Raw genomic sequence first — 22516 nt, forward strand, 5'->3', positions numbered from 1 at the left:
GTTGTGGGTTTGACACTTGCTCAAATAGCAGAAGAAATCAATGGTAGAGTTATCGGCGATGCTACTTACGAAGTTAGCAGCGTCGGTACTCTATCAAATGCTGAATCATCTCAACTAAGCTTTTTATCTAATTCGAAATATAAAAAGTTTTTAAAACAATCCCAGGCTGGGGCTATCATCGTCTCAAAAGACATGTCCGAATATGTCGTGACAAATGCCATTGAGGTTGATGATCCTTATGTTGCCTATGCCAAAGCAGCTAGTCTTTTACATCCGGTAAAAAAGCACTCTGCTGCCATCCATCCATCTGCAGCCATTGATCCTTCAGCCGAGATAGGTAGCAATGTCACTATCGGTGCACATGTTGTTATTGAGCCAGGCGTTATCATCAAGGATAATGTAATTATAGGCCCAGGCTGTGTTATTGAGCATGACGTCATTCTTAGAAAAGGGGTAACACTCCGTCCTAATGTGACATTATGTTTTGGTGTGGATATCGGCGAGCGTACTATCATCCACCCAGGCGTTGTGATTGGTGCAGACGGTTTTGGCATTGCCAATGATAACGGGCACTGGATTAAGGTGCCTCAGGTTGGCTCAGTTAAAATAGGTAGCGACGTTGAAATCGGCGCTAACACTACGATTGACAGAGGCGCTATCGAAGATACCGTAATAGCAGACGGTGTAAAACTCGATAATCAAATACAAATTGGCCATAACGTGACTATTGGAAAACATTCGGTCATAGCGGGTTGTACAGGAATTGCGGGTAGTACATCTATTGGTGAATATTGTGCGATAGGTGGTGGAACCGGCATGGCTGGACATATCAATATCGCCAATGGGGTGCAGTTGACTGGCATGAGTATGGTGACAAAGTCCATCAATGAAGCAGGTGTCTATTCGTCAGGTATACCGGTTGAGCCAACGAAACAATGGCATAAAAACGTGATTAGATACCGTCAGATGGATAAATTATTTGATCGTGTGAAACAGCTTGAAGAGCAAGATAAAGACTGATTGCAATGTTGTTTTGCTTTACCAAAGTCTGCTCTCACAGTAACATTGTCGGTCTTTTAAATACAATGATAGTCAAGGGATATTAGCTTGAACACGATTGATATACATGAAATTCAACGCCTGTTACCTCATCGATACCCTTTCTTGTTGATTGACAGGGTTATAGAGTTTACCCCGGGTGAGCGTTTGGTCGGCATTAAAAATGTGACATTTAATGAGCCGCATTTTACAGGTCATTTCCCTCAGCGCGTCATTATGCCTGGTGTATTAATCCTTGAATCCCTTGCGCAAGCGACAGGGTTATTAGCGTTCAAGACAGCGGATCAAATCCGTTCTGATGAAGCATTATACTATCTGGCTGGTATAGATAATGCTCGGTTTAAACGACCTGTTGAACCCGGTGATCAACTTAGACTTGAAGTTAAGTTAGAAAAGAATAAACGTAACCTGTGGAAATTTACGGGCGAAGCGAGTGTTGATGGCGAAGTTGTTGTCAGCGCCGATATCATGTGTGTTAACCAAGAAATGCCAAAGTGATACATCAAACAGCTATCATTGATCCAAGTGCCGTTATCGCTGATAACGTCAAAATTGGTCCTTTTTCTGTTATCGGCCCAAAGGTAAAGATTGGCGAAGGGACTGAAATTGCCTCACATGTCGTTATAAATGGACCAACGAAGATTGGTAAGAATAACCGCATCTTTCAATTCGCTTCTATTGGTGAAGAACCTCAAGATAAAAAATTTCATGGTGAAGACACCACATTAGAGATTGGTGATAACAATCTTATACGTGAGTCCGTCACAATCAACCGTGGCACTGTGCAAGGCGGAGGCGTAACTCGTCTTGGCAGTAATAACTGGATTATGGCTTATGTCCATATCGCTCATGACTGTATTATTGGTAACGATAATATCTTTGCGAATAATGCATCACTTGCCGGTCATGTGATTATCGATGATTTTGTGATTCTGGGTGGTTTTACTTTAATCAGTCAATTCAATTACATGGGATCACATTCCTTTAGTGCTATGGGCAGTGTGATTTCAAGAAATGTACCCCCGTATGTGCTGGTTTCTGGTCACATGGCGAAACCCTTTGGGATTAATGTTGAAGGATTACGCAGACGTAATTTTACTGATCTGCAAATTAAAAATATTAGACAAGCATATAAATTTTTATATCGCTCTGGTTTGAAGTTAGAAGAAGCTGAGATACGCATCGATAACATGAATCAAGAATCAGATGAAATTTCTCTATTATCTGATTTTCTCAAGAACCAGGAGGGTGGCATAATCCGATAACAATCGGATTATGCATTATTCCATTCTTAGTTAGTCATTATTCGGCGTTGCTGTAATTTTGTGAATACTTAAATCCGCACCTTCATATTCTTGTTCCTGAGACAGCCTTAACCCCAAGACGAGTTTAAGCAAACCATAAACGCTAAATCCGCCAACAAATGCGATAAGTACACCTAATCCAGTGCCAATGAGCTGTGACATCAAACTAACACCGCCCATACCACCTAAAGCGACTTGACCAAAGATACCAGCTGCAATACCACCCCAAACACCACAAAGACCATGTAGTGGCCACACCCCAAGTACATCATCAATTTTCCATTTGTTTTGTGTGAGTGTGAATGTGAAGACGAATAGTGAACCCGCAACCAAACCTGTCACCAGGGCTCCTAATGGGTGCATGATATCGGAGCCTGCACAGATTGCTACTAAACCTGCAAGAGGTCCATTATGCACAAAGCCTGGATCGTTTTTACCCAATAGGCACGAAGCAAGTATGCCGCCAACCATTGCCATAAGTGAATTGATAGCAACCAACCCACTTATTCCATCAATAGCCTGAGCGGACATGACATTAAACCCAAACCAGCCTACAGTAAGGATCCATGCACCCAGTGCCAGAAAAGGGATATTTGAAGGTGGGTGTGCAAATATTTCACCTTTTTTACCATAACGTCCATGGCGTGGACCGAGGTGCAAGACTGCTGCTAATGCAATCCAGCCGCCCACGGCATGAACAACAATTGAACCAGCGAAATCATGAAAGCCGGCACCATATGTATTACTCAACCACTCTTGAATACCATATGCACCGTTCCATGAAATACCTTCGAAGAAAGGATAGATAAAACCAGCAATAAAAAATGTCGCTATGAGTTGAGGGTAAAACTTAGCACGCTCGGCAATACCACCAGACACAATAGCCGGTATCGCAGCAGCAAAGGTAAGTAGGAAAAAGAACTTAACCAGCCCATAACCATAATTTTCATTCAATGTTGGAGCCGCATCAAAAAAATGTAAATTGTAGGCGATACCGTAACCAATAAAGAAATAAGCGATAGTGGATATGGCAAAATCGACAATAATTTTTACCAGTGCATTGACCTGATTTTTCTTTCTAACTGTCCCGACTTCTAGAAAAGCAAAGCCAGCGTGCATGGCTACCACCATTATGGCACCAAGCAGTATAAACAAAACATCATTTGCGTTATTCACTATCCTATCCCCTCGTTGGTTTAGATATAAAGCACCAAAATAGCAAGAGTCGCACCAAATTAGAAAAAACAATATAAATCAATTGGATGGTTGTAATAAACCTACCAGTGTTGGGTTTTATTGATTTAAATTGGTGCAATATTGTTAGCTTTAGCACTAGATTGGTGCTTCGTGATATCTCATGGTGCATGTGATTAAACGAATTGTTGATCCACAAGCAGCATATAAAAACGTATAATCAACGGCTTTATATAAAGTTGATCAGTAAACCGATGTTGAGGAGACCGCATGGATATCTATGCATCTGATGAAGAGAAAGCAGAAGCAATAAAACAATGGTGGCGTGAAAATGGCCGCTCTGTCTTTATTGGTGTGATACTGGGTATCGCAAGCATTTTTGGTGTACGTTACTGGATGAACTATCAGCAAGTTCAAACTCAGCAAGCGGCTATGATCTACCAGCAAGCGATTGTGTCAGTAAGCAATCAAGATTCTGAAGCTGCTCAAGCCAGCACAGAAAAACTGATGCAGGATAACAAAAATAGTGCCTACGCCGTTTTCGCCGCGCTCCAAATGGCACAAAAAGCGAGTGAAGCAGGTGAGTATGAGAAAGCGAAAGATTACCTGCGTTGGGTGAAAACGAATGCAGAGTTATCAAGTCACCAAGCGTTAGCAAAACTACGTTTAGCAAAAGTTGAGTTTGATCACGGACAATTAGAACAGGCTCTAGAGCAAGTAGCATCCAATGATGTGGAGGCCTTTGATTCTCTTTTTGCTGAGCTGGAAGGTGATATTAAATCTGCTCAGGGAGAGCCGCAACAAGCGCAAACAGCGTATCAGAATGCCTTGAAAGGGCTCAATTCTGGTGAACCTAGACATACCCTGATTGAAATGAAATTAGATGATGTGGCCGTTGCACATGAAAGTTAATTTGCGCTTATTAACCATTGGTCTCTCACTCACCGCACTTACTGCATGTAGCACCGTAGGCGATTGGTTCGCAGAAGAATCCTATGAGGAACCACCAGAGCCTCTAACTGAATTTGCCAGTGAGTTCAATGCCAAAGTCCTATGGGATAAAGGTGTTAATGATGGTGCAGGTGAAAAGAAACTCGACCTGGCATTATGGTGGCAAAATAATAAAATTTTTGCTGTTGATCATGAAGGTGAAGTGACCGCACTGAATGCTGAAACGGGACGTGAAATCTGGGATTCCGATCTGGATTTTAATGTTGTGACCGGCATCGGTGGTGGTATGGAAGCAGTCTATGTCGGCTCAGATAAAGGTTTGCTGGTTGCTTTGAACGAAGCCGATGGCAAAGAGTTGTGGCGGACACAATTAACTAGTGAAGTGTTGGCTCCGGCGACTTCAGCAAATGGTATTGTTGTGAGCCGTACCTCTGATGGACGTGTCACGGGTATTTCAGCAGATGATGGTAAGGTCATTTGGTCATACCAGCGCGCTGTCCCTTTACTTAGTTTACGTGGTGCCGGAAGACCTGTGATTGCTGGTGATACCGTCATTGCTGGCTATGACAACGGTAAATTGGTCGCCCTGACATTGAACGACGGTAAAGTGATATGGGAAAAGAGTATCGCTATTCCACGTGGCAGAACCGAGCTGGAACGTTTAGTTGATATTGATGCTGACCCGGTAGTGATTGAAGATACTGCCTACCTTGTGACTTACCAGGGACAATTGGCTGCTGTAGATATCAATTCTGGTCGTGTGTCATGGTCACGTGATATGTCATCACAAATCGGGCTGGATGCCGCTTACCGAGACGCTGTTTATGTGACAGATGATCAAGGTTATGTCTGGGCTGTCCAGGATGGTAGTGGTGATGCACTGTGGCGTCAGACAAGGTTGCTGAGACGTCAGGTAACCGCGCCTGCGATTGCGGGTAATTACATAGTCGTAGGTGATTTTGAAGGATATATTCACTGGATAGCGAGAGATGATGGTCGCTTTGTTTCACGTCAGCAACTGAGTGATGGTCCAATTTACAGCAAACCATTAGTTATCAATGGCATTGTCTATGTTACTGCAGCTGATGGCAGTCTTTCCGCTTTGAGAGTACCTGAAAATTGAAACCAGTAATTGCGTTGGTTGGTCGTCCGAATGTCGGCAAATCGACCATATTTAACCGGCTAACAAGAAGCCGTGATGCGCTTGTAGCGGATTACGCTGGTCTGACGCGTGACCGTATCTACGGTACCGCGAAAGAGCCTGGTTATGATTTTATATTGATTGATACCGGTGGCCTTACCGATCAAACAGACAATATGTCTGATCTTATGCGTAAACAGGCAAAACTGGCGATTGATGAAGCGGATCTCATCTTATTCATCGTCGATGGTCGTGCAGGACTGATGCCTACTGACTCCGATGTCGCCCAGCTTTTACGAAACGACGGCAAACCCGTTTGTCTTGTAATAAATAAAACGGAAGGTGAACGTCGTGAAATTATCTCTGCCGAGTTCTATGCATTAGGTCTGGGTGAGCCTCAGGTTATCTCTGCAACTCAGGGCAGAGGTATAGATGCGCTGTTAGCCGAAATCAAAGATCGCATCCCAGCGGTTGAGAAGCTGGAGGCCGATGAACCTGAGCAATTTGATGAGAATGAAATTCGACTGGCAGTGTTGGGCAGACCTAATGTAGGTAAATCTACGCTGATTAACCGTTTGCTTGGTGAAGAGCGCGTGGTGGCATTCGATGAACCTGGCACAACCCGTGATAGTATTCATGTTCCATTTGAAAAAGATGGCGTCAAGTACACATTGATTGATACAGCAGGTGTCAGACGACGTTCTAAAGTCTCTGAAAAACTTGAAAAGTTCAGTATATTAAAAACATTACAGGCTTTAGAAGATGCTAATGTAGTGATGCTGGTCCTGGATGCGCATGAAGGCATAGTCGAGCAGGATCTGCATTTAGCAGGACTGATTATTGAAAGTGGGCGTGCTGTCGTTATTGCTGTCAATAAATGGGACGGCCTGGAAAAAAGTGAACGTGAATGGGTAACGACAAATATCGAGCGTCGGTTACCTTTTCTGAATTTTGCCAAAACGCATTTTATTTCAGCATTACATGGCAGTGGTGTTGGCCTCTTATTCAAATCAGTCAGACAAGCATTTCAGTCTGCCATGATAAAAGTCCCTACTTCACGCCTGACTCGGGTATTGGAAGATGCGGTTGCTGATCATCCACCGCCACTGGTCCGAGGTCGTCGTATCAAATTCCGTTATGCTCATCTAGGCGGAAAAAACCCGCCTAGAATCATCATTCATGGAAATCAGACTGAATCAACGCCGAACAGTTATAAACGTTATCTGGAAAATACCTTCAGAGACGTTCTAAAGTTACAGGGCACACCGGTGATGATTGAGTTTAAAACCAGTGACAATCCTTACCGTGATAAAGCCGTTAAAAGTGCGGCACAAAACACACCTCAAAGAAAACAGCGTCCTCCGCGTAAAAGTCGTAAAAATTAGAGCAATCCGGGGTCATCGCTCATCAGATTTTCGAGACTGTTGAGCTTGTCTCGGATTTTTTCACGCGTAGCCAATTTCTCGCGCGCAGCGAGAGGCAGATCTGTAAATAGTATGACTTGTTTGTCTATCAAGGTATTGATCAAATCTTCCAACACCCGGATCAAAGATAAGTCTGATGCGTTAAGCGCAGACAGACTATCTGCTTTGTTTTCTGATTGTGTTAAATAAGCGACCAGTTCGTCAGAGTTTACTGATAGCTTTTCTGTTGCGCCAGCTTGAGGGTTATCGTAAACAGCAATGATGTTAGCTGTTTCATCTCTTTCTACATAAACCATATCTATTCATGACCCCATTAATGTAATGCCATAGCACATTATGGCGTGATATGCTTTACAGTAAACTAAAAAACTGTGAAATTCATCAAGTTTATTAACTCACTATTGTTAAGAAGATGTATACGGAGTCTGTCATCAACACAAATAAAAAAGAGCAGTGGGATGCTCAGGATAGCTACCGTACTCATGATGATCCGTTACTGGCCTGCTTGACGGTTCTCGCCAAAATTCTTAATAAACCACATAGTCCAGAATCATTGATTGCTGGTTTGCCCCTTGTGGATAATAAACTTTCACCCTCTTTATTCAGTCGCGCTGCAGACCGCGCGGGCTTGTCTTCTCGCATAGTGAAGAGAAAACTGACAAAAATCTCAAATCTTGTTTTGCCAGCCATCCTTTTATTGAACAATGCCAATGCCTGCATTCTTCTTGAAATCAACAAAACAAAAGCAAAAGTTATTTTCCCTGAAACAGGTGAAGGGGAGTCCGAGCTGTCTCTTGATGAACTAGCAGAGCAGTATTCGGGATACAGCATCTTTATCAAACCTGTTCATCACTTTGATAAACGAACAGAATTCTCTGCTATACCGCGTGCTGAACATTGGTTCTGGGGCACAATTTTGCGTTTCTGGCCCATCTACGGCCAAGTATTTATTGCATCCATCCTGGTGAATAGTTTTGCTCTGGCTTCACCGTTATTTGTGATGAATGTCTATGACCGTGTTGTGCCAAATAATGCCACAGAAACACTCTGGGTATTAGCCATTGGTGTCGCCACTGTATTTGTCTTTGAGTTATTACTGCGCACACTTCGTGCGTATTTTATTGATATAGCCAGTAAAAAAGCAGATGTGATTCTTTCCGCCACCATTTTTGAAAAAGTGATGGCGGTAAAAATGTCCGCGCGGTCGAATTCTGTCGGGTCATTCGCTAACAGTATGCAAGAGTTCGAGTCGTTCAGAGAGTTTTTTACATCGGCGACACTGACAACCTTGGTTGATTTGCCATTTTCATTATTATTTATTGCTGTTATCTGGCTGGTAGCAGGGCCTGTCGCGTATATACCTTTAGCCGTCATACCTCTGACGATACTGGTGAGTTTGATTATTCAGTTCCCTTTATCAAAAATGATTCAACATTTATTCAGGCACTCCGGACAGAGAAGTTCGATATTAATTGAAACGCTTACCGGCTTGGAGACTATCAAGAGTATTGGTGCAGAGACTCCTATTCAGCGTAAATGGGAGCAGACGGTTGGTTTTATGACTAAATACAGCCAACGCGCTCGTATTTTATCTGCCACGGCTATCAACTTTACTTCCTTCCTGCAACAGATGGCATCCATCACCGTTGTTGTGTTTGGTGTGTATTTAATTACAGAAAATGAAATCACTATGGGGGCCTTAATTGCCAGCACTATTTTGACAGGGCGTGCATTAGCTCCGATGGCACAGTTAGCCGGTATATTGACTCGCTATCATCAATCTAAAGCGGCGTTGAGTTCATTGAATAGCTTGATGGCATTGCCTGTTGAAAGACCATCTGGACGAGAGTTTCTGCATCGGCCTGAATTCAAGGGTGGTATTGAATTTAAAAAGGTGAGCTTTCGTTATCCAGAACAACCCATTGATGCTTTATCAGATGTCTCTTTTAAGATTAATGCCGGAGAAAAGGTGGCATTTATAGGCCGCATTGGTTCTGGGAAAAGTACCATTGAAAAACTGATGTTGGGTTTGTATGAACCCAATGAAGGCTCTATTTTGTTGGACGGTACTGATATTCGACAGGTCGATCCTGTCGATCTAAGAAAGAATGTTGGCTACGCACCACAGGACGTCGTACTGTTCTACGGCAGTATTCGTGAAAATATCACCATGGTGGCTCCCTTCGCTGAAGATCATGAAGTATTAAAAGCGGCGGACATTGCGGGGGTGACGGAATTTGTCAATCGACACCCATCGGGTTTTGATATGCCTGTCGGGGAGAGAGGTGAAGGTTTATCTGGTGGACAGCGTCAAAGCGTAGCCGTTGCTAGAGCATTGTTGTTAAATTCACCTGTTGTGATGCTGGATGAACCCACTAATGCCATGGACAACAGTACAGAAGAACGTTTTAAAGCCAAATTAGCAGAGCACATTGAGGATAAGACCCTTCTACTGGTGACTCATAAAGCCTCACTTTTGAGTTTAGTTGATAGAGTGATCGTGATGGATCAAGGGAATATTGTTGCCGATGGCTCCCGGGAACAAATTCTGTCTGCCCTTAAAAATGGTCATATTAAAGTGAGTAAGGGCTAGTTATGGCTTGGTTCAAAAAAACGCATTCAGACGATCTGGAGTTCATGTCAGAAGTCAGTGCCGCTTCACTGGAAAGTTCATCTCGAGTTGGTCACTCTTTACTACTGCTTACAGCACTGTTTTTCATCTGCGCTTTCTGGTGGGCCAGTATTACAGAGTTAGATGAGGTGACGCGGGGGCAGGGCAAAGTAATTCCATCCAGTAAAGTTCAAGTCATACAGAATCTGGAAGGTGGTATTCTCTCTGAAGTACTGGTACATGAAGGAGACATCGTCAATAAAGATGATGTATTACTTAAGATTGACGATACGCGGTTTTCCTCGTCATTTCGTGAAACCCAGTTAAAGTACTGGGAGCTACTAGCTCGTAAAGCACGATTGACGGCCGAAATGGAAGGCAAACCATTAGAATTACCTGAAGAAGTCCTAAAACAACAACCTGCCTTAGCTGCTAGTGAACGCGCACTTTATCAATCACGCCAACTTGAATTACAAAGTAATATTGATGTTCTTGAGCAACAGGTAAAACAACGACAGCAAGAGCTGCTAGAAAACCAGGCGAAGCTCAATAAGCTGACAACCAGTTACGATTTGAGCCGCCAAGAGTTGGAAATGTCTGAGCCATTGGTCTCTGTGGGCGTTATATCTGAAGTTGAATTATTAAGACTTAAGCGAGCGACCAATGATTTACGTGGCGAAATGGATACGACCAGGTTAGCGATTCCTCGTATCCGGTCAACACTTAACGAAGCTAAGCAAAAAATAAAAGATACGACGCTGAGATTCAAATCAGAAGCAGCATCTCAGCTTAGTGAGGTACAGTCTGAATTAGCCATAACCAAAGAAACAACGACTTCTCAGGAGGATAGAGTGAGGCGTACCTTGGTGCGTTCGCCTGTGAAGGGTAAGATAAAGCAGTTAAAAATTAATACCGTTGGTGGGGTTATACAACCAGGAATGGATCTGGTTGAAATTGTGCCAGTGGAAGATAATTTATTAATTGAAGCCAATATCCGCCCTTCGGATATTGCTTTTTTAAGTCCAGGCCAACAAGCGATGGTGAAATTGACGGCATATGATTTTTCCATTTATGGTGGACTTCCTGCTACATTAGAGAGAATAAGTGCTGATACAATTACAAATGATGAGGGAGAGAGTTTTTATCTGATTTATTTAAGAACAGATAAAAGCTATATAGAGAGTAGTAAAGGTCCATTAGAGATTATTCCAGGTATGACTGTGACAGTTGATATTCTTACGGGTAAAAAAACAGTGCTGGATTATTTGTTTAAACCGATACTCAAAGCTAAAAATGAGGCAATGAGAGAACGTTGATTAATCCGACCATGCCCACCATGCCAGTGAAGGCAGACAACCCAATGCTTTATTGCATCGGTCAAGATGCAAATCAACTTGTGCACATCAAACAGATTTTGTCTGAGCAATATGATGTGCATGATTTTTCATGTGTTGATGACGCACAGTCGGCACTTGCTCAGAAAAAACCGAATCTTATTTTATGTCACTTGAGCTGTCTAAATAGTGAGGCTGAATCTTTATTCAGTCACAGTGACGCAAGCGCAGAACGTGTGCGGGTGCTTATTTTAGGTCCAAAATTGTCTGTATTGGAACAGATATCCATTTTAAAGCAAGGGGCCAGAGGCTATTTTCAGGAAGAGTTACTGGATGATAAGTTGCTGATAGCAATTGAATTAATTCAGAGGGGTGAAGTCTGGGTCGAGCGTCATGTGATTGCCGGTCTGATTGATGAGCTAAATCATGCGCCAACACTCTCAAGCGAACAGCAGCAAAAACTCGATAGCTTATCCCGGAAAGAATTAGAAGTCGCTGAGCTAGTGAGTCACGGGGCGACAAATAAAATGATCGCCAGAACAATGAACATTACAGAAAGAACCGTCAAAGCACATTTAACAGCCATTTTCCAAAAGATGAATATCCCGGATAGGTTGTCACTGGCTATATTTTTCAGAGATTTGCGTTAGTTATATCAAACGACAAAATGTTATGTTTTAATACACCATGTCATTTTTAAGCACAATGGAATAAAGCTTAGGTCAGTCAGTGAGCGTATTACGCTCCGACTGAAGAGGATTAGGATTTGAAGTGATGAAGAAAAATTTAGTTTTAACTCTACCTCTTTGGGTAATGATATCGAGTGTATCAGCTCAAACGTTGCAGAGTGCAGTGATGACAACTATCGAGTCTAATCCTGATATTTTAGCTGCAGCGAGTGAAAGACAAGCTGTTTCCAAAGAAGTTGACCAAGCCCGTGCAGGTTATTATCCAACGCTTGATCTTGCATTAGGTACTGGTTGGGAAATGACGGATAATCCTAATACGCGTTCTTCAGGTCGTGGTGAAGTCAGACTAAATAGAGATGAAGCCAGCTTACAACTTCGTCAAATGCTTTTCGATGGTATGGAAACCAAAAATGAAGTGTTGAGACAAGAGTACAGGACTAACTCACGCGCCTCAGCGGTGTACAGTGCTGCTGAGAATACTGGCTTGGAAGCCGTTGATGCCTATCTGAATGTATTGCGACAACAAAATATTGTCGAATTGGCTCAGACCAACCTTGAAGCTCACCAAAGAACACATGATCAAATCGTTTTACGAAGTGAACGCGGGGTTGGACGTGGTGCGGATATGGACCAGAGCCTGGGTCGTCTGGCATTGGCAGAAGCCAATCTAATGGAAGAAGAAAGTAAATTGAGGGATGCTGAAACCGCGTTTATCAGAGTCGTTGGTGAAACACCGGAGTCACTGGAGCTGCCTGAAGTACCAGGTGAGTTTATCCCTGATAATTTAGAAGAGGCTATCGCTAAAGCCGTTGATCATCACCCAACATTGAGACTAGCAAACTTTGACTTAGAATCAGCCAGAGCACAGCATGCCACAGCGAAAGCGCCTTTTTACCCAGATCTACATTTGGAAGTAGGCACTCGTGCTGATCATAATATCGATGGTCAAGTGGGCACAGATAAAGACGTTACAGCTATGCTCAGGTTGCGTTATAACTTACTCAATGGTGGCCGTGACTCTGCGAGACGTGAGGAAACCGCCTTTCTTATTAACCAGGCCGCTGAAATCCGTAATAACACTTATCGTGAAGTGGAAGAGAGCACCAGGCTCTCATGGAATGCCTGGGAGACGGTCAAGCGTCAGATGTCATATCGGCAGCAGCATGTTGACTCAAGTAGAAAGTCACGTGATGCCTACAGACAACAATTCAGCCTTGGACAGCGCACATTGCTGGATTTATTAGATTCTGAAAATGAAGTGTTTAGAGCTGAGACAGCACTGGTGAATACATCATATGATGAGTTGTATGCGCAGTATCGTATTTTGAACAGTATGGGCCTTCTGTTGGAAGGCTTGAATATTAAAGCCCCTGAAACTGCACAAACTATTGCTATACAACAGTAAATTAGAATTTATTGATTATTTTGGCCACGGTCGTAACCGTGGCTTTTTTATATATATGGGAATGACGTTTTTTTCTGGTTTAGAAACGATCGTGGTATTATACGGGGCCCAATTGGCGGGATAATTAAGAGAATTCATGAGTAAGCAATCATCATTTACATACGAAGAATTATTGCAATGTGGACACGGCGAAATGTTTGGTCCTGGCAATGCCCAACTCCCTATACCCAATATGCTGATGATGGATCGCATTACTCATATTGCAAATACGGGTGGCGCTTACGGTAAAGGCGAAATCATTGCCGAGTTGGATATTCATCCTGATCTTTGGTTTTTTGATTGCCATTTCCCCGGTGATCCGGTCATGCCAGGGTGTTTAGGCCTGGATGCAATGTGGCAATTAGTCGGATTCTTCTTAGCTTGGGATGGTAACCCAGGTCGAGGACGGGCTTTGGGCTCAGGTGAAGTGAAATTTACCGGACAAGTCTTACCTACAGCCAAAAAAGTGACTTACCGTATTGATTTAAAACGTGTTATTGCACGCAAGCTAGTTCTGGCTATTGCTGATGGCACGGTATCTGTGGATGGGCGCGATATCTATACTGCAAAAGATTTACGCGTTGGTCTGTTTACATCAACCGATGATTTTTAGGATGTCATAATGAAACGTGTTGTCGTTACAGGGTTAGGTATCACTTCTTGCTTAGGACTTGATGCCCAAACAGTGACAGAGTCTCTTCGCCATGGCCGCTCGGGCATTCGCTTCAAACAAGAATATGCGGATATGGGCTTTCGTAGCCATGTTGCGGGTACCATCGATATTGATTTTAAAGAATACATAGACCGTAAAACATTACGTTTCATGGGTGATGCTGCAGCTTATGCCTACATCGCCATGGAGCAAGCGATTGCCGATGCGGGGTTAAGCGAGGAGCAGGTGTCGAATATCCGCACTGGTCTTATTATGGGATCCGGTGGTGCTTCCTCTTCAAATCAAGTTGAAGCAGCCGACATCCTGCGTGAAAAAGGTTTAAAACGTATTGGGCCTTATCGCGTTACCCAAGTGATGGGTAGTACAACCTCAGCTTGTCTTGCCACGCCTTTCAAAATTAAAGGGGTCAATTACTCTATGTCATCCGCTTGTGCGACAAGTGCACACTGTATCGGTACGGCTATGGAGCAAATTCAACTAGGCAAACAAGATATTGTCTTTGCTGGTGGAGGGGAAGAAGAACATTGGTCAATGAGCTCTTTATTTGATGCAATGGGCGCTTTATCCACCAAATATAATGATACGCCAGAAAAAGCATCGCGTGCCTACGATGCTGACCGTGATGGTTTTGTTATCGCTGGTGGCGGTGGTGTACTCGTACTTGAAGAATACGAACATGCCAAAGCACGTGGTGCCAAAATCTATGCTGAATTGACCGGTTACGCTGCTACATCAGATGGTTACGATATGGTGGCCCCATCAGGTGAAGGCGCGATGCGTTGTATGCAGCTGGCGATGTCTACGAGTCGCGGCAAAGTGCAATACATCAATGCACATGGTACCAGTACGCCTGTAGGTGATTTGGCCGAGCTAGGCGCTATTAAAAAGACATTCGGCGCGGATATGCCTGCCGTTGGCTCAACAAAATCATTATCAGGTCATTCTTTAGGTGCTGCCGGTGTTCAGGAAGCCATCTATAGTCTGTTGATGCTAGAAAATGATTTTCTTGCTGCATCAGCCAATATTGAAACATTAGATCCCGAAGCGGAAGGCATGCCTATTCTTCGGGAACGCGTGGATAACGCTGGACTGACGACAGTAATGTCGAACAGTTTTGGCTTTGGTGGAACCAATGCCTGTCTGGTGTTCGAGAAACTGGATGATTAAAGAAAAAAGCCACCTTTCGGTGGCTTTTTTTATTGTAGATCGTCGTCAGTGACTGGACCGCGCTTACCCGCATTGGCTTCTTGTATCAGTGTGATCAGTAATTGTTTCTTATCAGGATCATCAAGATATTTTGAGCTGAAGGTAATGCCAAATTTATCGGCATATTGTTTCACTAGCATCACCAGAATTGTTTCGTCTTCCACATCGGGCTCCAGTTTATTTAAATTATTTAATTATAACGTTTCAACAAGCTATCAATGAAATTGCATTATCAAGAAAGTGGTGAAGGTACGCCTTTAATTATTATCCACGGCTTATTTGGCTCTGCGGATAACTGGCGCAGTATGGCAAAGTATTTTTCACGTTTTTATCGGGTTATTAGCGTTGATTTACGCAATCATGGTCGTTCCCCACACAGCGATGAGCAGAATTTCACTGTCATGGCTGAAGATATCAAAGAGTTGTGTGAGGCCATGGAGTTAGGGCAAGTATCTATTCTTGGTCACTCTCTTGGTGGCAAAGTAGCGATGATGTTTGCGGGCATGTATCCAGAGCAAGTATCTAAATTAATTGTGGTAGATATAGCGCCACGTCAATACTTCAGTGCGCATACACCACTGATGGATGCCATGATGGCGCTCGATTTGTCTCAGTTTACCCGCCGAGGTGAAATCGATGATGCATTGGCTCAATCTATTCCTGATAAGGCTGTTCGTCAGTTTCTACTGATGAATTTAAGTTCTGAAGACGAGACTTTTCAATGGCGGATTAATCTGTCTGCGTTAAAAGCGAATTATCCTGAGTTAATGGCTGCCGTGTGTGAGGACATAACATTCACCATGCCAAGCCTATTTGTTTATGGTGAATTATCAGACTATGTCACTGAGCAGGATCGGCAACAGATTTCTTCACAGTTTGTTCATGCAGAATTTAATGGCATAGAAAAGGCAGGTCATTGGGTTCAGGCTGAACGACCACAACAGTTTAAAAAGGTGGTAGAGGAGTTCTTGCAGAATGATTGAGCCGGAATTATTTAAGCAGCTTATTGAGTTTCGCCGTGAAAGAGATTGGGAGCAGTTTCATAATCCCAAAGATATCGCCATCTCATTATCTATTGAAGCCTCTGAGTTACTGGAATGGTTTCAATGGAAGAGTGCTGAAGAAGTTCAACAACGATTAGCCTCCGATAAACGTGAAGATTTAGAGGACGAAATAGCCGATGTTGCTGTTTATCTCGCTTATCTTTGTCATGACTTAGACATCGACTTGAATCAAGTCATTAAAAGCAAAATGCAAAAAAATGCAGCTAAATACCCACGAGATAAAGTCAAAGGTCGTAATGACAAATATGATGAATATTCATAAAGCCTTGTGACAGTGCTAGGATTTAGCTTTTTTTCCGTATTATTTTCTTAGGAAACCCTCATGAGCGCCATTGTTTTCCTTATTCAGTGTAAAGACCAAAAAGGTTTAGTCGCTGGTATCACCAGCTTTTTTGCCGAAAGACAATTTAATATTTTGCACTGCCAGCAATATACAGATACTGAAGTTGGCCAGTATTTCATGCGAATTAAGCTGGAAGATGATGGTCATTTTAATCATCAAAAACTGGAAGCCGAGTTCAGCCAGTTTGCAAGCACTATCGACTTAAACTGGTCCGTTCGCTACAGCGAAGAGCCTTATCGAGTCGCTTTACTGGTGACAAGAGCTTCTCACTGCCCATACGATTTGTTACTCAGAGAATTAGAAGGTGAGCTGAAATGTGATATCCCTCTGATTATTGGTAATCATCGTGATTTAGAGGATATGGCGCGTCAGTTTGATAAACCGTTCTATCATTTACCGATAACGGCTGAAACCAAACAAGCACAAGAAGCTGAGATAAAACGTTTGCTGGCAGAGTTTGATATTGATTTGATTGTGATGGCGCGCTACATGCAAATTTTATCAGAGGATTTTGTCACCGAGTTTTCTGGTCGGATTATTAATATTCACCACGGGTTCTTGCCAGCCTTCCAAGGGGCGAAGCCGTATCATCAGGCTTATGAGCGTGGCGTTAAAATTATTGGTGCTACAGCGCATTATGCGACAGCTGAGTTAGATGAGGGACCGATTATTGCCCAGGATATACAACATGTTCAGCATGATAACAGTCCGCAAGATTTGGTAATGATGGGAAAAGATATTGAACGTATTGTGCTGGCGAGAGCCGTGAAAGCACATATTGAGCACCGCATTATTATCAATGGTCGACGTACCATTGTGTTTTCAGAAGGTGCCTGATTAATCAAAATAAGGAGTCGATTGCATGTCAAGTAAGACGATCATGATTACCGGCGCTACCTCTGGGTTTGGGGAAGCTTGTGCCAGACTATTTGCCAGTCATGGCTGGCAATTAATTCTGACTGGTCGACGTCAGCAACGGTTAGACGATCTTCAGCAGGAGCTGGGTGGTAAAGATAAAGTGGCGACCTGCTGCTTTGACGTGACCGACAGAAAAGCCGTCGAATCTGCGATTAATAGTTTGTCAGAGCCATTTAAAAAAATTGATGTGTTATTAAATAATGCGGGTTTGGCACTAGGTTTAGAACCTGCCCACGAAACCAATTTAGATGATTGGGAAAAAATGGTGGATACCAACATCAAAGGTTTACTTTACTGTACCCGCACAGTTTTACCGATGATGACGGAGCGTCAATCAGGTTACATCATCAATATCGGCTCAGTAGCAGGGAATTGGCCTTATCCTGGGGGGAATGTTTACTGTGGTACTAAAGCCTTTGTCAGACAATTCTCATTGGCGACACGGGCTGATTTATTAGGCACGAATGTGCGAGTGACGAATGTGGAACCGGGCAATGCCGAAACGGAGTTTTCTAGAGTGCGTTTTAAAGCGGACGAAGCTCGTGCAGATAAAGTCTATGAAGGCACCCGCGCCTTAGATGCTGAAGATATTGCTAACACGGTATGGTGGCTGGTGAATACGCCAGAGCATGTTAATGTGACGACGATTGAAGTTATGCCGACACATGAAGCAAATGGTCCAATGGCATTTCATCGCCAATAAAACCTAAAAGACCGGGGCCTCCCGGTCTTGTCATTTCTCAGCCAAAAAGCCAGCTGGTTGGATTAGGATGCGGCTGCTGTTGATCCAGATATTTCATACCTTTCACGCAACGCACCACGACCCAGACAACCCAGAACAGTAAGACCATATAGCCGACTAAAAAGAACGCGAAGAGCACGCCGATAAACAAATATAGAAATCCTATCCAGAATGTTCGAATCTGAAACTGATAGTGTGACTGTAACCATGCCGCAGCATCGTCTTTATTAATATAGGCAATCACGACTGCAACAAAGCCTAAAAACTGAATAAGAATATTAGCGATAAATAATAAGTACACCAGTTTGACTGTGTTCTGACTGGCTTGTGTTGATTCGGTCATGCTGCTTTCCTGATTGATGTTTTGAAACAATCTACCAAACTTAGTGCTTATTTAGCCACTGCATAACAAAGCGACTTATTACCACGAGTACGAATAAGGTCCAGACGGTCATCGCTCCCATTGGTACATCAAACAATAATGCCAATATCAGACCGAAGAAATAGCCCAAAAAGCCAATACCATAACCAAGCAAGAGCTTATGATGGGGTTTCTCAAAACCGCGGCTGGCGAGGGCTGGCAAAATTAAACTGGCAAAGACCAGATATACCCCGACTAATTGCACAGAGGCCGTGACGGTGAATGAAAAGACAATATAAAAAAGCCAGTTACGCTGTGCTCGCATGGTGAACCAGACAATTAACAAGGCAGCATAAAGCAGAGCGACCCATATCAATTGAGACGATGTCACCCATAAAATCTGTCCCACTAATAGATCGTGAAGTAACTCATCACTATGTGGTGCATGACTAACCAGTAATATTCCACCACTGGCCGCCAGAATAAATAATAAGCCGATCAAGGCTTCTACAATATGAGGATACCGTTTCTCTAACCACAGCACCAAAACAGAGGCGGTGAGAGCGCTACCTGCAGCACTGATTTGTAACCAGGGCCCGTGCATATCGCCGATAAAAATGGTGGCGGCCATCACTCCCAGTGCGGCCATTTGGGCAATAGCAAGATCGATGAAGATAATGCCACGTTTCAGTACTTCTTGCCCCAACGGCACATGTGTTGTCAGAACTAACATGCCTGCCACGAGGGCAGGCAATATTAGCGACCAATCAAGATTGATCAGGTTCATTTAGCACCATCTAGAAGTAAATCGATGGTGTTGTCGTACAGTTCAAATAAATTTGTACTTTGTTCATTACCGCCAACAGTGAAAGGCAGTACCACTTTCGTGATACCGGTTTTATCTACTAACCAGTCGGTCGCTCTTGATGATTGATAGGCTGAGACAATCACCATTTTTGCTGGTGTTTGCTTCAGCTTTTCAACTACTGACTGCAACTGATTTACAGTCGGTGGTACAGCAGGTTTAGCTTCCAATACAGCTACTTCATTTAACCCTAACCAGTTCACTAGATAAATCCAGTTTTTATGTTGAACAGCAATAGGCACACCTTTGAGGGGAGCTGCTTTTTGCTGCCACTGGTTCATCGCCGCTTGCCAGCGTTGTTCAAAATCCTGCCAGCGCTGTTCATAGTTATTAGCATTTTCAGGATCACGTTTCTTGAGACGTTGAGTCAACGCTTTAGCAACGTTGATGATGTTCTCAGGACTTGTCTGAATATGCGGATTACCAGACGCGTGAACATCACCTTGGCTACGATCAACCATGACGGGTTTATCCAGTAAACGAATATAATCAGAAGCCATAAAGTAACCTTCAGCACCTCTTTGGATATTAGGATTACCCGCTTTGCGTTGTAGTAATGGCAACCAGCCTGTTTCTAACTCAGCGCCTGTACATACCAATAAATCAGTCTGGCGTGCTTTAGCAATCAAACTTGGACGTGCCTGAATATAGTGCGGATCCTGTAAACCTCTGGTTGCACTGAAAACAGACACATCGTCACCACCTAACTCTTTAGTTAAAGAGGCCCATTCCGGCTCACAGGCAAACACTGAAAGTTGCGCCCATACTGGCGAGCTCATTACAAATAAAAAAGTAAAAATAAACGCTTTCATGTAGAACTCCTAGTATTGATGCGCGCCATGAGCGCCAAGGCTGACGGTATATTGCAGTATCATCTGCCAATCATCATCGTCGTATGATTGATCGTGATTAATTTGTGCACGAATACGACTGAATTCACTTGGGAGGTATTCCACCATTGCACTGCTACGTTGAGGATGGTTTCTACCACCTTCTAGACCCGCATCCGCTAGCAATTCTTCATCCGACGCACGGTGCTTGCTACCTAACCAGTCATAACGCAGGCCGGAGCGCCATTGCGGATTAAATTGATAAATACCTTCTACATAGCCGCCATATTGTTTGCCATCGTAACGAGCAAACTCGTCACTGCCATGACTGATATCGCCATCATCATGCAGATACATAAACTCACCGATCAAGGTCAGGTTTTCCTGACGGAAATTACCATTCGGTGCCCATTTGTATACCAATGATAAATTGGTGATATCAGTGTCACCATTGAACACGGCTGAACTTTCTTCTTCGTCATCATGACCATGATGGTGTCCACCATCATAAGAACGATCATCAGGGCTTGCACGCCAGTGAGATATACCGGCCTGCCAGCTGCTTTCTATACCAATATCACCACCTGTTTTCGCATAGACCAGCCAGTCACCGATGCCACTGTGTTCACCACTGCCAGGATAGCTATCACCATTACCAACGCTGGTACCGACTTCAAACATGTAGTCTGTTGGTAACAGATAAGATAGCTTCACACCATCAGTTGAAAGTTGGTTGCCAAATAAGCCACGATAAATCAAAGGCGCGTCAGCAAAATTCCAGGCATGTACGTGACGTTCATTTAAGTAGCCAATAGGGGTAAAATAGCGACCAGCACGAATGGTCATGCCATTGCCTAAACCCAGAGTTTCAATAAATGCTTCTTCTATTTCCAGCTCTGTTTCACCTTCATGCTCATGTACAGCCAAAGTCGCCTGACCATAAAAGAGTTGATCGATGTTTGAGCTGACGGTTAATTCACTTTCTCCAAGAGAGAAGCCTTCTTCCACTAAACCGCCCTCGCCTTGGACATTAAACCCGTCCAGAGAGTAATCCTCAGCATTGTTCTGGTACTGGCTGAACGTACCGTTTAATACCATACTGATAGCTGGATTAAAGGTATTGCTGTTATTAGGTGAAGCAACAGGAGCTGGCGCTTCAGGAATCATTGCGACTTCATTGGCAACAGTCTGTGTATTCGCTTCTGCTTCAGATAGTCGTTCTTCCAGTTTTTGGATACGTTGCTCATAATCAGCACGCATTTTTGCGATTTCTTGTTTAAGATCATCAATATCGCCAGCAAATGCAGGTGATACCGGGCTCAGTGCAGCTGTCATCAGCAACACAAGCAATTTTTTGCTTTTCATAAACTTTCCTCATAGCCATAAGCTACAGCTACAGATTAGTCGTTCGCGGATCGGTAGCATGATTAAAATAGAGAGATCAGGTAAGGCTATGAAAAAAATGGTGGGGCGCGGATAAGATAAGATTGGCGCTGCGCGAACGGCAGTGTTATTACAGGAGAGTCCACCTCAAGACTGAGTGTGGCTCGAGACTGATGAAGGCTAACTTCAGTAGCTACGTCAGCAAGCGGGAAATGACTGATGGCATTTAGGCGCTCACATTGCGCTTCTGCATGATGAAATGCGTGTTCAGCATCATGCCAGACAGCAAACGACTGTAACAGCAGCACAATGGCTGCTATCACATAGAGGTAGTGTCGTTTTTGATGTGCGTGAATCAACGGCATTGCCTAATCAACAAGGAGATAACTGAGCAGTCTTTCATAAATGTCTGATAGGGTGTCAAGATCAGCTGTAGCAACACATTCATCTATTTGATGAATCGTTGCATTCAACGGTCCGAGTTCTATCACCTGTGTGCCAGTGGGCGCAATAAAGCGTCCATCTGATGTACCGCCAGAAGTCGAGAGTGTTGTCTGGTAGCCTGTCACATCAGAAATAGCCTGTTGAACAGCTTCCAACAATTGACCGCTTGCGGTACGAAATGGCTGGCCTGAAAGCTCCCAGTTCAACTCATACTTCAATGCATGTTTGTCTAATATGGCATGGACACGCTGTTTTAACTCTTCGTGTGTGACTTCTGTTGAGTAGCGGAAATTAAATACAACCTCAGCCGTGCCTGGGATGACATTGGTGGCACCTGTGCCAGAGTTGATATTGGACACTTGAAAGCTGGTTGGCGGAAAGTCTTCATTGCCCTGGTCCCACTCAATGCTGCACAATTCGGTCAGTGCAGGGCTGAGAAGATGGATAGGGTTTTCTGCAAGATGCGGATAAGCAATATGACCTTGCTTACCTTTAATACTCAGGCGGCCATTTAAAGAGCCACGACGACCGTTTTT

General features: G+C 43.6%; 25 protein-coding genes. 16 read left to right on the forward strand and 9 right to left on the reverse strand.

Going from position 1 to position 22516, the window contains the following annotated elements; translation table 11 throughout:
* Window positions 1-3: 3 nt before the first annotated feature.
* The 3 genes from lpxD (at window position 4) to lpxA (ending at window position 2324) form a co-directional block, all read left to right on the forward strand.
* Complete coding sequence (lpxD, locus tag B3V56_RS04660) at window positions 4-1020, forward strand: UDP-3-O-(3-hydroxymyristoyl)glucosamine N-acyltransferase (protein WP_289281627.1); 1017 nt, start codon at window positions 4-6, stop codon at window positions 1018-1020.
* Between the two features lie 87 nt (window positions 1021-1107).
* Window positions 1108-1557, forward strand: a complete 450-nt coding sequence (gene fabZ / locus B3V56_RS04665; RefSeq protein ID WP_286305381.1) for a 3-hydroxyacyl-ACP dehydratase FabZ — start codon at window positions 1108-1110, stop codon at window positions 1555-1557.
* Window positions 1554-2324 carry an acyl-ACP--UDP-N-acetylglucosamine O-acyltransferase gene (gene lpxA / locus B3V56_RS04670; RefSeq protein WP_289281628.1) on the forward strand — a complete coding sequence of 257 codons (771 nt, stop codon included), beginning with the start codon at window positions 1554-1556 and terminating at the stop codon, window positions 2322-2324. Before fabZ ends, lpxA begins: the two co-directional genes overlap by 4 nt.
* A 30-nt stretch (window positions 2325-2354) precedes the next feature.
* Here the strand turns inward: lpxA and B3V56_RS04675 are convergent, their stop codons facing one another.
* Window positions 2355-3539, reverse strand: coding sequence for an ammonium transporter (locus B3V56_RS04675; RefSeq protein ID WP_289281629.1), 1185 nt, complete (start codon window positions 3537-3539; stop codon window positions 2355-2357).
* A gap of 288 nt (window positions 3540-3827) precedes the next feature.
* Here B3V56_RS04675 and B3V56_RS04680 point away from each other — a divergent pair, with 288 nt between their 5' ends.
* Genes B3V56_RS04680 through der form a run of 3 tightly spaced genes read left to right on the forward strand, consistent with a single transcriptional unit; the run spans window position 3828 to window position 7034 of the window.
* Window positions 3828-4469: a YfgM family protein gene (locus tag B3V56_RS04680; RefSeq protein ID WP_289281630.1), complete on the forward strand. Its 642-nt coding sequence runs from the start codon at window positions 3828-3830 to the stop codon at window positions 4467-4469.
* Window positions 4459-5631, forward strand: a complete 1173-nt coding sequence (gene bamB / locus B3V56_RS04685; RefSeq protein WP_289281631.1) for an outer membrane protein assembly factor BamB — start codon at window positions 4459-4461, stop codon at window positions 5629-5631. Before B3V56_RS04680 ends, bamB begins: the two co-directional genes overlap by 11 nt.
* Window positions 5628-7034 (forward strand): ribosome biogenesis GTPase Der, encoded by a 1407-nt coding sequence (der, locus tag B3V56_RS04690; RefSeq protein WP_289281632.1) that lies wholly within the window; start codon window positions 5628-5630, stop codon window positions 7032-7034. Before bamB ends, der begins: the two co-directional genes overlap by 4 nt.
* On the opposite strand, the gene B3V56_RS04695 is transcribed toward der, so the two are convergent.
* The gene (locus B3V56_RS04695; protein WP_289281633.1) at window positions 7031-7369 is read right to left on the reverse strand and encodes a hypothetical protein; all 339 of its coding nucleotides are present in this window, start codon (window positions 7367-7369) and stop codon (window positions 7031-7033) included. The genes der and B3V56_RS04695 overlap by 4 nt on opposite strands.
* Before the next feature lie 116 nt (window positions 7370-7485).
* On the opposite strand from B3V56_RS04695, the gene B3V56_RS04700 reads away from it, so the two are divergent.
* The 6 genes from B3V56_RS04700 to fabB all read left to right on the forward strand — a co-directional run bounded on the left by B3V56_RS04700 (window position 7486) and on the right by fabB (window position 14991).
* Window positions 7486-9666: a type I secretion system permease/ATPase gene (locus B3V56_RS04700; RefSeq protein WP_289281634.1), complete on the forward strand. Its 2181-nt coding sequence runs from the start codon at window positions 7486-7488 to the stop codon at window positions 9664-9666.
* Window positions 9667-9668: 2 nt separating this feature from the next.
* Entirely contained in the window at window positions 9669-11000 is a 1332-nt protein-coding gene (locus B3V56_RS04705; RefSeq protein ID WP_289284010.1) for an HlyD family type I secretion periplasmic adaptor subunit, read from the forward strand.
* Window positions 10997-11668 carry a helix-turn-helix transcriptional regulator gene (locus B3V56_RS04710; protein WP_289281637.1) on the forward strand — a complete coding sequence of 224 codons (672 nt, stop codon included), beginning with the start codon at window positions 10997-10999 and terminating at the stop codon, window positions 11666-11668. Before B3V56_RS04705 ends, B3V56_RS04710 begins: the two co-directional genes overlap by 4 nt.
* 124 nt (window positions 11669-11792) lie before the next feature.
* Window positions 11793-13112 (forward strand): TolC family outer membrane protein, encoded by a 1320-nt coding sequence (locus B3V56_RS04715; RefSeq protein WP_289284011.1) that lies wholly within the window; start codon window positions 11793-11795, stop codon window positions 13110-13112.
* Window positions 13113-13248: 136 nt separating this feature from the next.
* Window positions 13249-13764: a 3-hydroxyacyl-[acyl-carrier-protein] dehydratase FabA gene (gene fabA / locus B3V56_RS04720; RefSeq protein ID WP_286305370.1), complete on the forward strand. Its 516-nt coding sequence runs from the start codon at window positions 13249-13251 to the stop codon at window positions 13762-13764.
* 9 nt (window positions 13765-13773) lie between these two features.
* Window positions 13774-14991: a beta-ketoacyl-ACP synthase I gene (gene fabB, locus B3V56_RS04725; protein ID WP_289281640.1), complete on the forward strand. Its 1218-nt coding sequence runs from the start codon at window positions 13774-13776 to the stop codon at window positions 14989-14991.
* Between the two features lie 29 nt (window positions 14992-15020).
* Here the strand turns inward: fabB and B3V56_RS04730 are convergent, their stop codons facing one another.
* Window positions 15021-15194 carry a hypothetical protein gene (locus tag B3V56_RS04730; protein WP_007145891.1) on the reverse strand — a complete coding sequence of 58 codons (174 nt, stop codon included), beginning with the start codon at window positions 15192-15194 and terminating at the stop codon, window positions 15021-15023.
* A 54-nt stretch (window positions 15195-15248) separates the two neighbouring features.
* On the opposite strand from B3V56_RS04730, the gene B3V56_RS04735 reads away from it, so the two are divergent.
* Genes B3V56_RS04735 through B3V56_RS04750 form a run of 4 tightly spaced genes read left to right on the forward strand, consistent with a single transcriptional unit; the run spans window position 15249 to window position 18058 of the window.
* Entirely contained in the window at window positions 15249-16013 is a 765-nt protein-coding gene (locus B3V56_RS04735) for an alpha/beta fold hydrolase (protein ID WP_289281641.1), read from the forward strand.
* The gene (locus tag B3V56_RS04740) at window positions 16006-16356 is read left to right on the forward strand and encodes a nucleotide pyrophosphohydrolase (protein WP_286305367.1); all 351 of its coding nucleotides are present in this window, start codon (window positions 16006-16008) and stop codon (window positions 16354-16356) included. The genes B3V56_RS04735 and B3V56_RS04740 overlap by 8 nt, the downstream gene beginning before the upstream one ends.
* 60 nt (window positions 16357-16416) lie before the next feature.
* Window positions 16417-17274, forward strand: a complete 858-nt coding sequence (gene purU, locus B3V56_RS04745; RefSeq protein WP_286305366.1) for a formyltetrahydrofolate deformylase — start codon at window positions 16417-16419, stop codon at window positions 17272-17274.
* 25 nt (window positions 17275-17299) lie between these two features.
* Window positions 17300-18058 carry an SDR family oxidoreductase gene (locus B3V56_RS04750; protein WP_286305365.1) on the forward strand — a complete coding sequence of 253 codons (759 nt, stop codon included), beginning with the start codon at window positions 17300-17302 and terminating at the stop codon, window positions 18056-18058.
* Window positions 18059-18095: 37 nt separating this feature from the next.
* Here B3V56_RS04750 and B3V56_RS04755 read toward each other — a convergent pair whose 3' ends face one another.
* The 6 genes from B3V56_RS04755 to dapE all read right to left on the reverse strand — a co-directional run.
* Window positions 18096-18440 carry a DUF4870 family protein gene (locus B3V56_RS04755; RefSeq protein ID WP_286305364.1) on the reverse strand — a complete coding sequence of 115 codons (345 nt, stop codon included), beginning with the start codon at window positions 18438-18440 and terminating at the stop codon, window positions 18096-18098.
* 40 nt (window positions 18441-18480) lie between these two features.
* On the reverse strand, window positions 18481-19245 hold the full coding sequence (locus B3V56_RS04760; protein ID WP_289243967.1) for a metal ABC transporter permease: 765 nt from the start codon (window positions 19243-19245) through the stop codon (window positions 18481-18483).
* Window positions 19242-20135, reverse strand: coding sequence for a metal ABC transporter substrate-binding protein (locus B3V56_RS04765; protein ID WP_289283538.1), 894 nt, complete (start codon window positions 20133-20135; stop codon window positions 19242-19244). Before B3V56_RS04765 ends, B3V56_RS04760 begins: the two co-directional genes overlap by 4 nt.
* 9 nt (window positions 20136-20144) lie before the next feature.
* Window positions 20145-21518, reverse strand: coding sequence for an outer membrane beta-barrel protein (locus B3V56_RS04770; protein WP_289283539.1), 1374 nt, complete (start codon window positions 21516-21518; stop codon window positions 20145-20147).
* Window positions 21519-21604: 86 nt separating this feature from the next.
* Window positions 21605-21895: a hypothetical protein gene (locus B3V56_RS04775; RefSeq protein WP_289283540.1), complete on the reverse strand. Its 291-nt coding sequence runs from the start codon at window positions 21893-21895 to the stop codon at window positions 21605-21607.
* Window positions 21896-21904: 9 nt separating this feature from the next.
* The coding region (dapE, locus tag B3V56_RS04780; RefSeq protein ID WP_289284012.1) for a succinyl-diaminopimelate desuccinylase at window positions 21905-22516 on the reverse strand (612 nt) is incomplete at its 5' end.

Source organism: Methylophaga sp. UBA2513, assembly GCF_002341285.1.
GTDB lineage: Bacteria > Pseudomonadota > Gammaproteobacteria > Nitrosococcales > Methylophagaceae > Methylophaga > Methylophaga marina.

Coding starts and splice junctions, on each gene's coding strand:
- B3V56_RS04695 (WP_289281633.1), bottom strand. CDS start 7,369: ATGGTTTATGTAGAAAGAGATGAAACAGCTAACATCATTGCTGTTTAC.
- B3V56_RS04700 (WP_289281634.1), top strand. CDS start 7,486: ATGTATACGGAGTCTGTCATCAACACAAATAAAAAAGAGCAGTGGGAT.
- B3V56_RS04705 (WP_289284010.1), top strand. CDS start 9,669: ATGGCTTGGTTCAAAAAAACGCATTCAGACGATCTGGAGTTCATGTCA.
- B3V56_RS04760 (WP_289243967.1), bottom strand. CDS start 19,245: ATGAACCTGATCAATCTTGATTGGTCGCTAATATTGCCTGCCCTCGTG.
- B3V56_RS04680 (WP_289281630.1), top strand. CDS start 3,828: ATGGATATCTATGCATCTGATGAAGAGAAAGCAGAAGCAATAAAACAA.
- B3V56_RS04740 (WP_286305367.1), top strand. CDS start 16,006: ATGATTGAGCCGGAATTATTTAAGCAGCTTATTGAGTTTCGCCGTGAA.
- B3V56_RS04715 (WP_289284011.1), top strand. CDS start 11,793: ATGAAGAAAAATTTAGTTTTAACTCTACCTCTTTGGGTAATGATATCG.
- B3V56_RS04765 (WP_289283538.1), bottom strand. CDS start 20,135: ATGAAAGCGTTTATTTTTACTTTTTTATTTGTAATGAGCTCGCCAGTA.
- B3V56_RS04750 (WP_286305365.1), top strand. CDS start 17,300: ATGTCAAGTAAGACGATCATGATTACCGGCGCTACCTCTGGGTTTGGG.
- fabB (WP_289281640.1), top strand. CDS start 13,774: ATGAAACGTGTTGTCGTTACAGGGTTAGGTATCACTTCTTGCTTAGGA.
- fabA (WP_286305370.1), top strand. CDS start 13,249: ATGAGTAAGCAATCATCATTTACATACGAAGAATTATTGCAATGTGGA.
- B3V56_RS04755 (WP_286305364.1), bottom strand. CDS start 18,440: ATGACCGAATCAACACAAGCCAGTCAGAACACAGTCAAACTGGTGTAC.
- bamB (WP_289281631.1), top strand. CDS start 4,459: ATGAAAGTTAATTTGCGCTTATTAACCATTGGTCTCTCACTCACCGCA.
- B3V56_RS04735 (WP_289281641.1), top strand. CDS start 15,249: ATGAAATTGCATTATCAAGAAAGTGGTGAAGGTACGCCTTTAATTATT.
- purU (WP_286305366.1), top strand. CDS start 16,417: ATGAGCGCCATTGTTTTCCTTATTCAGTGTAAAGACCAAAAAGGTTTA.
- B3V56_RS04770 (WP_289283539.1), bottom strand. CDS start 21,518: ATGAAAAGCAAAAAATTGCTTGTGTTGCTGATGACAGCTGCACTGAGC.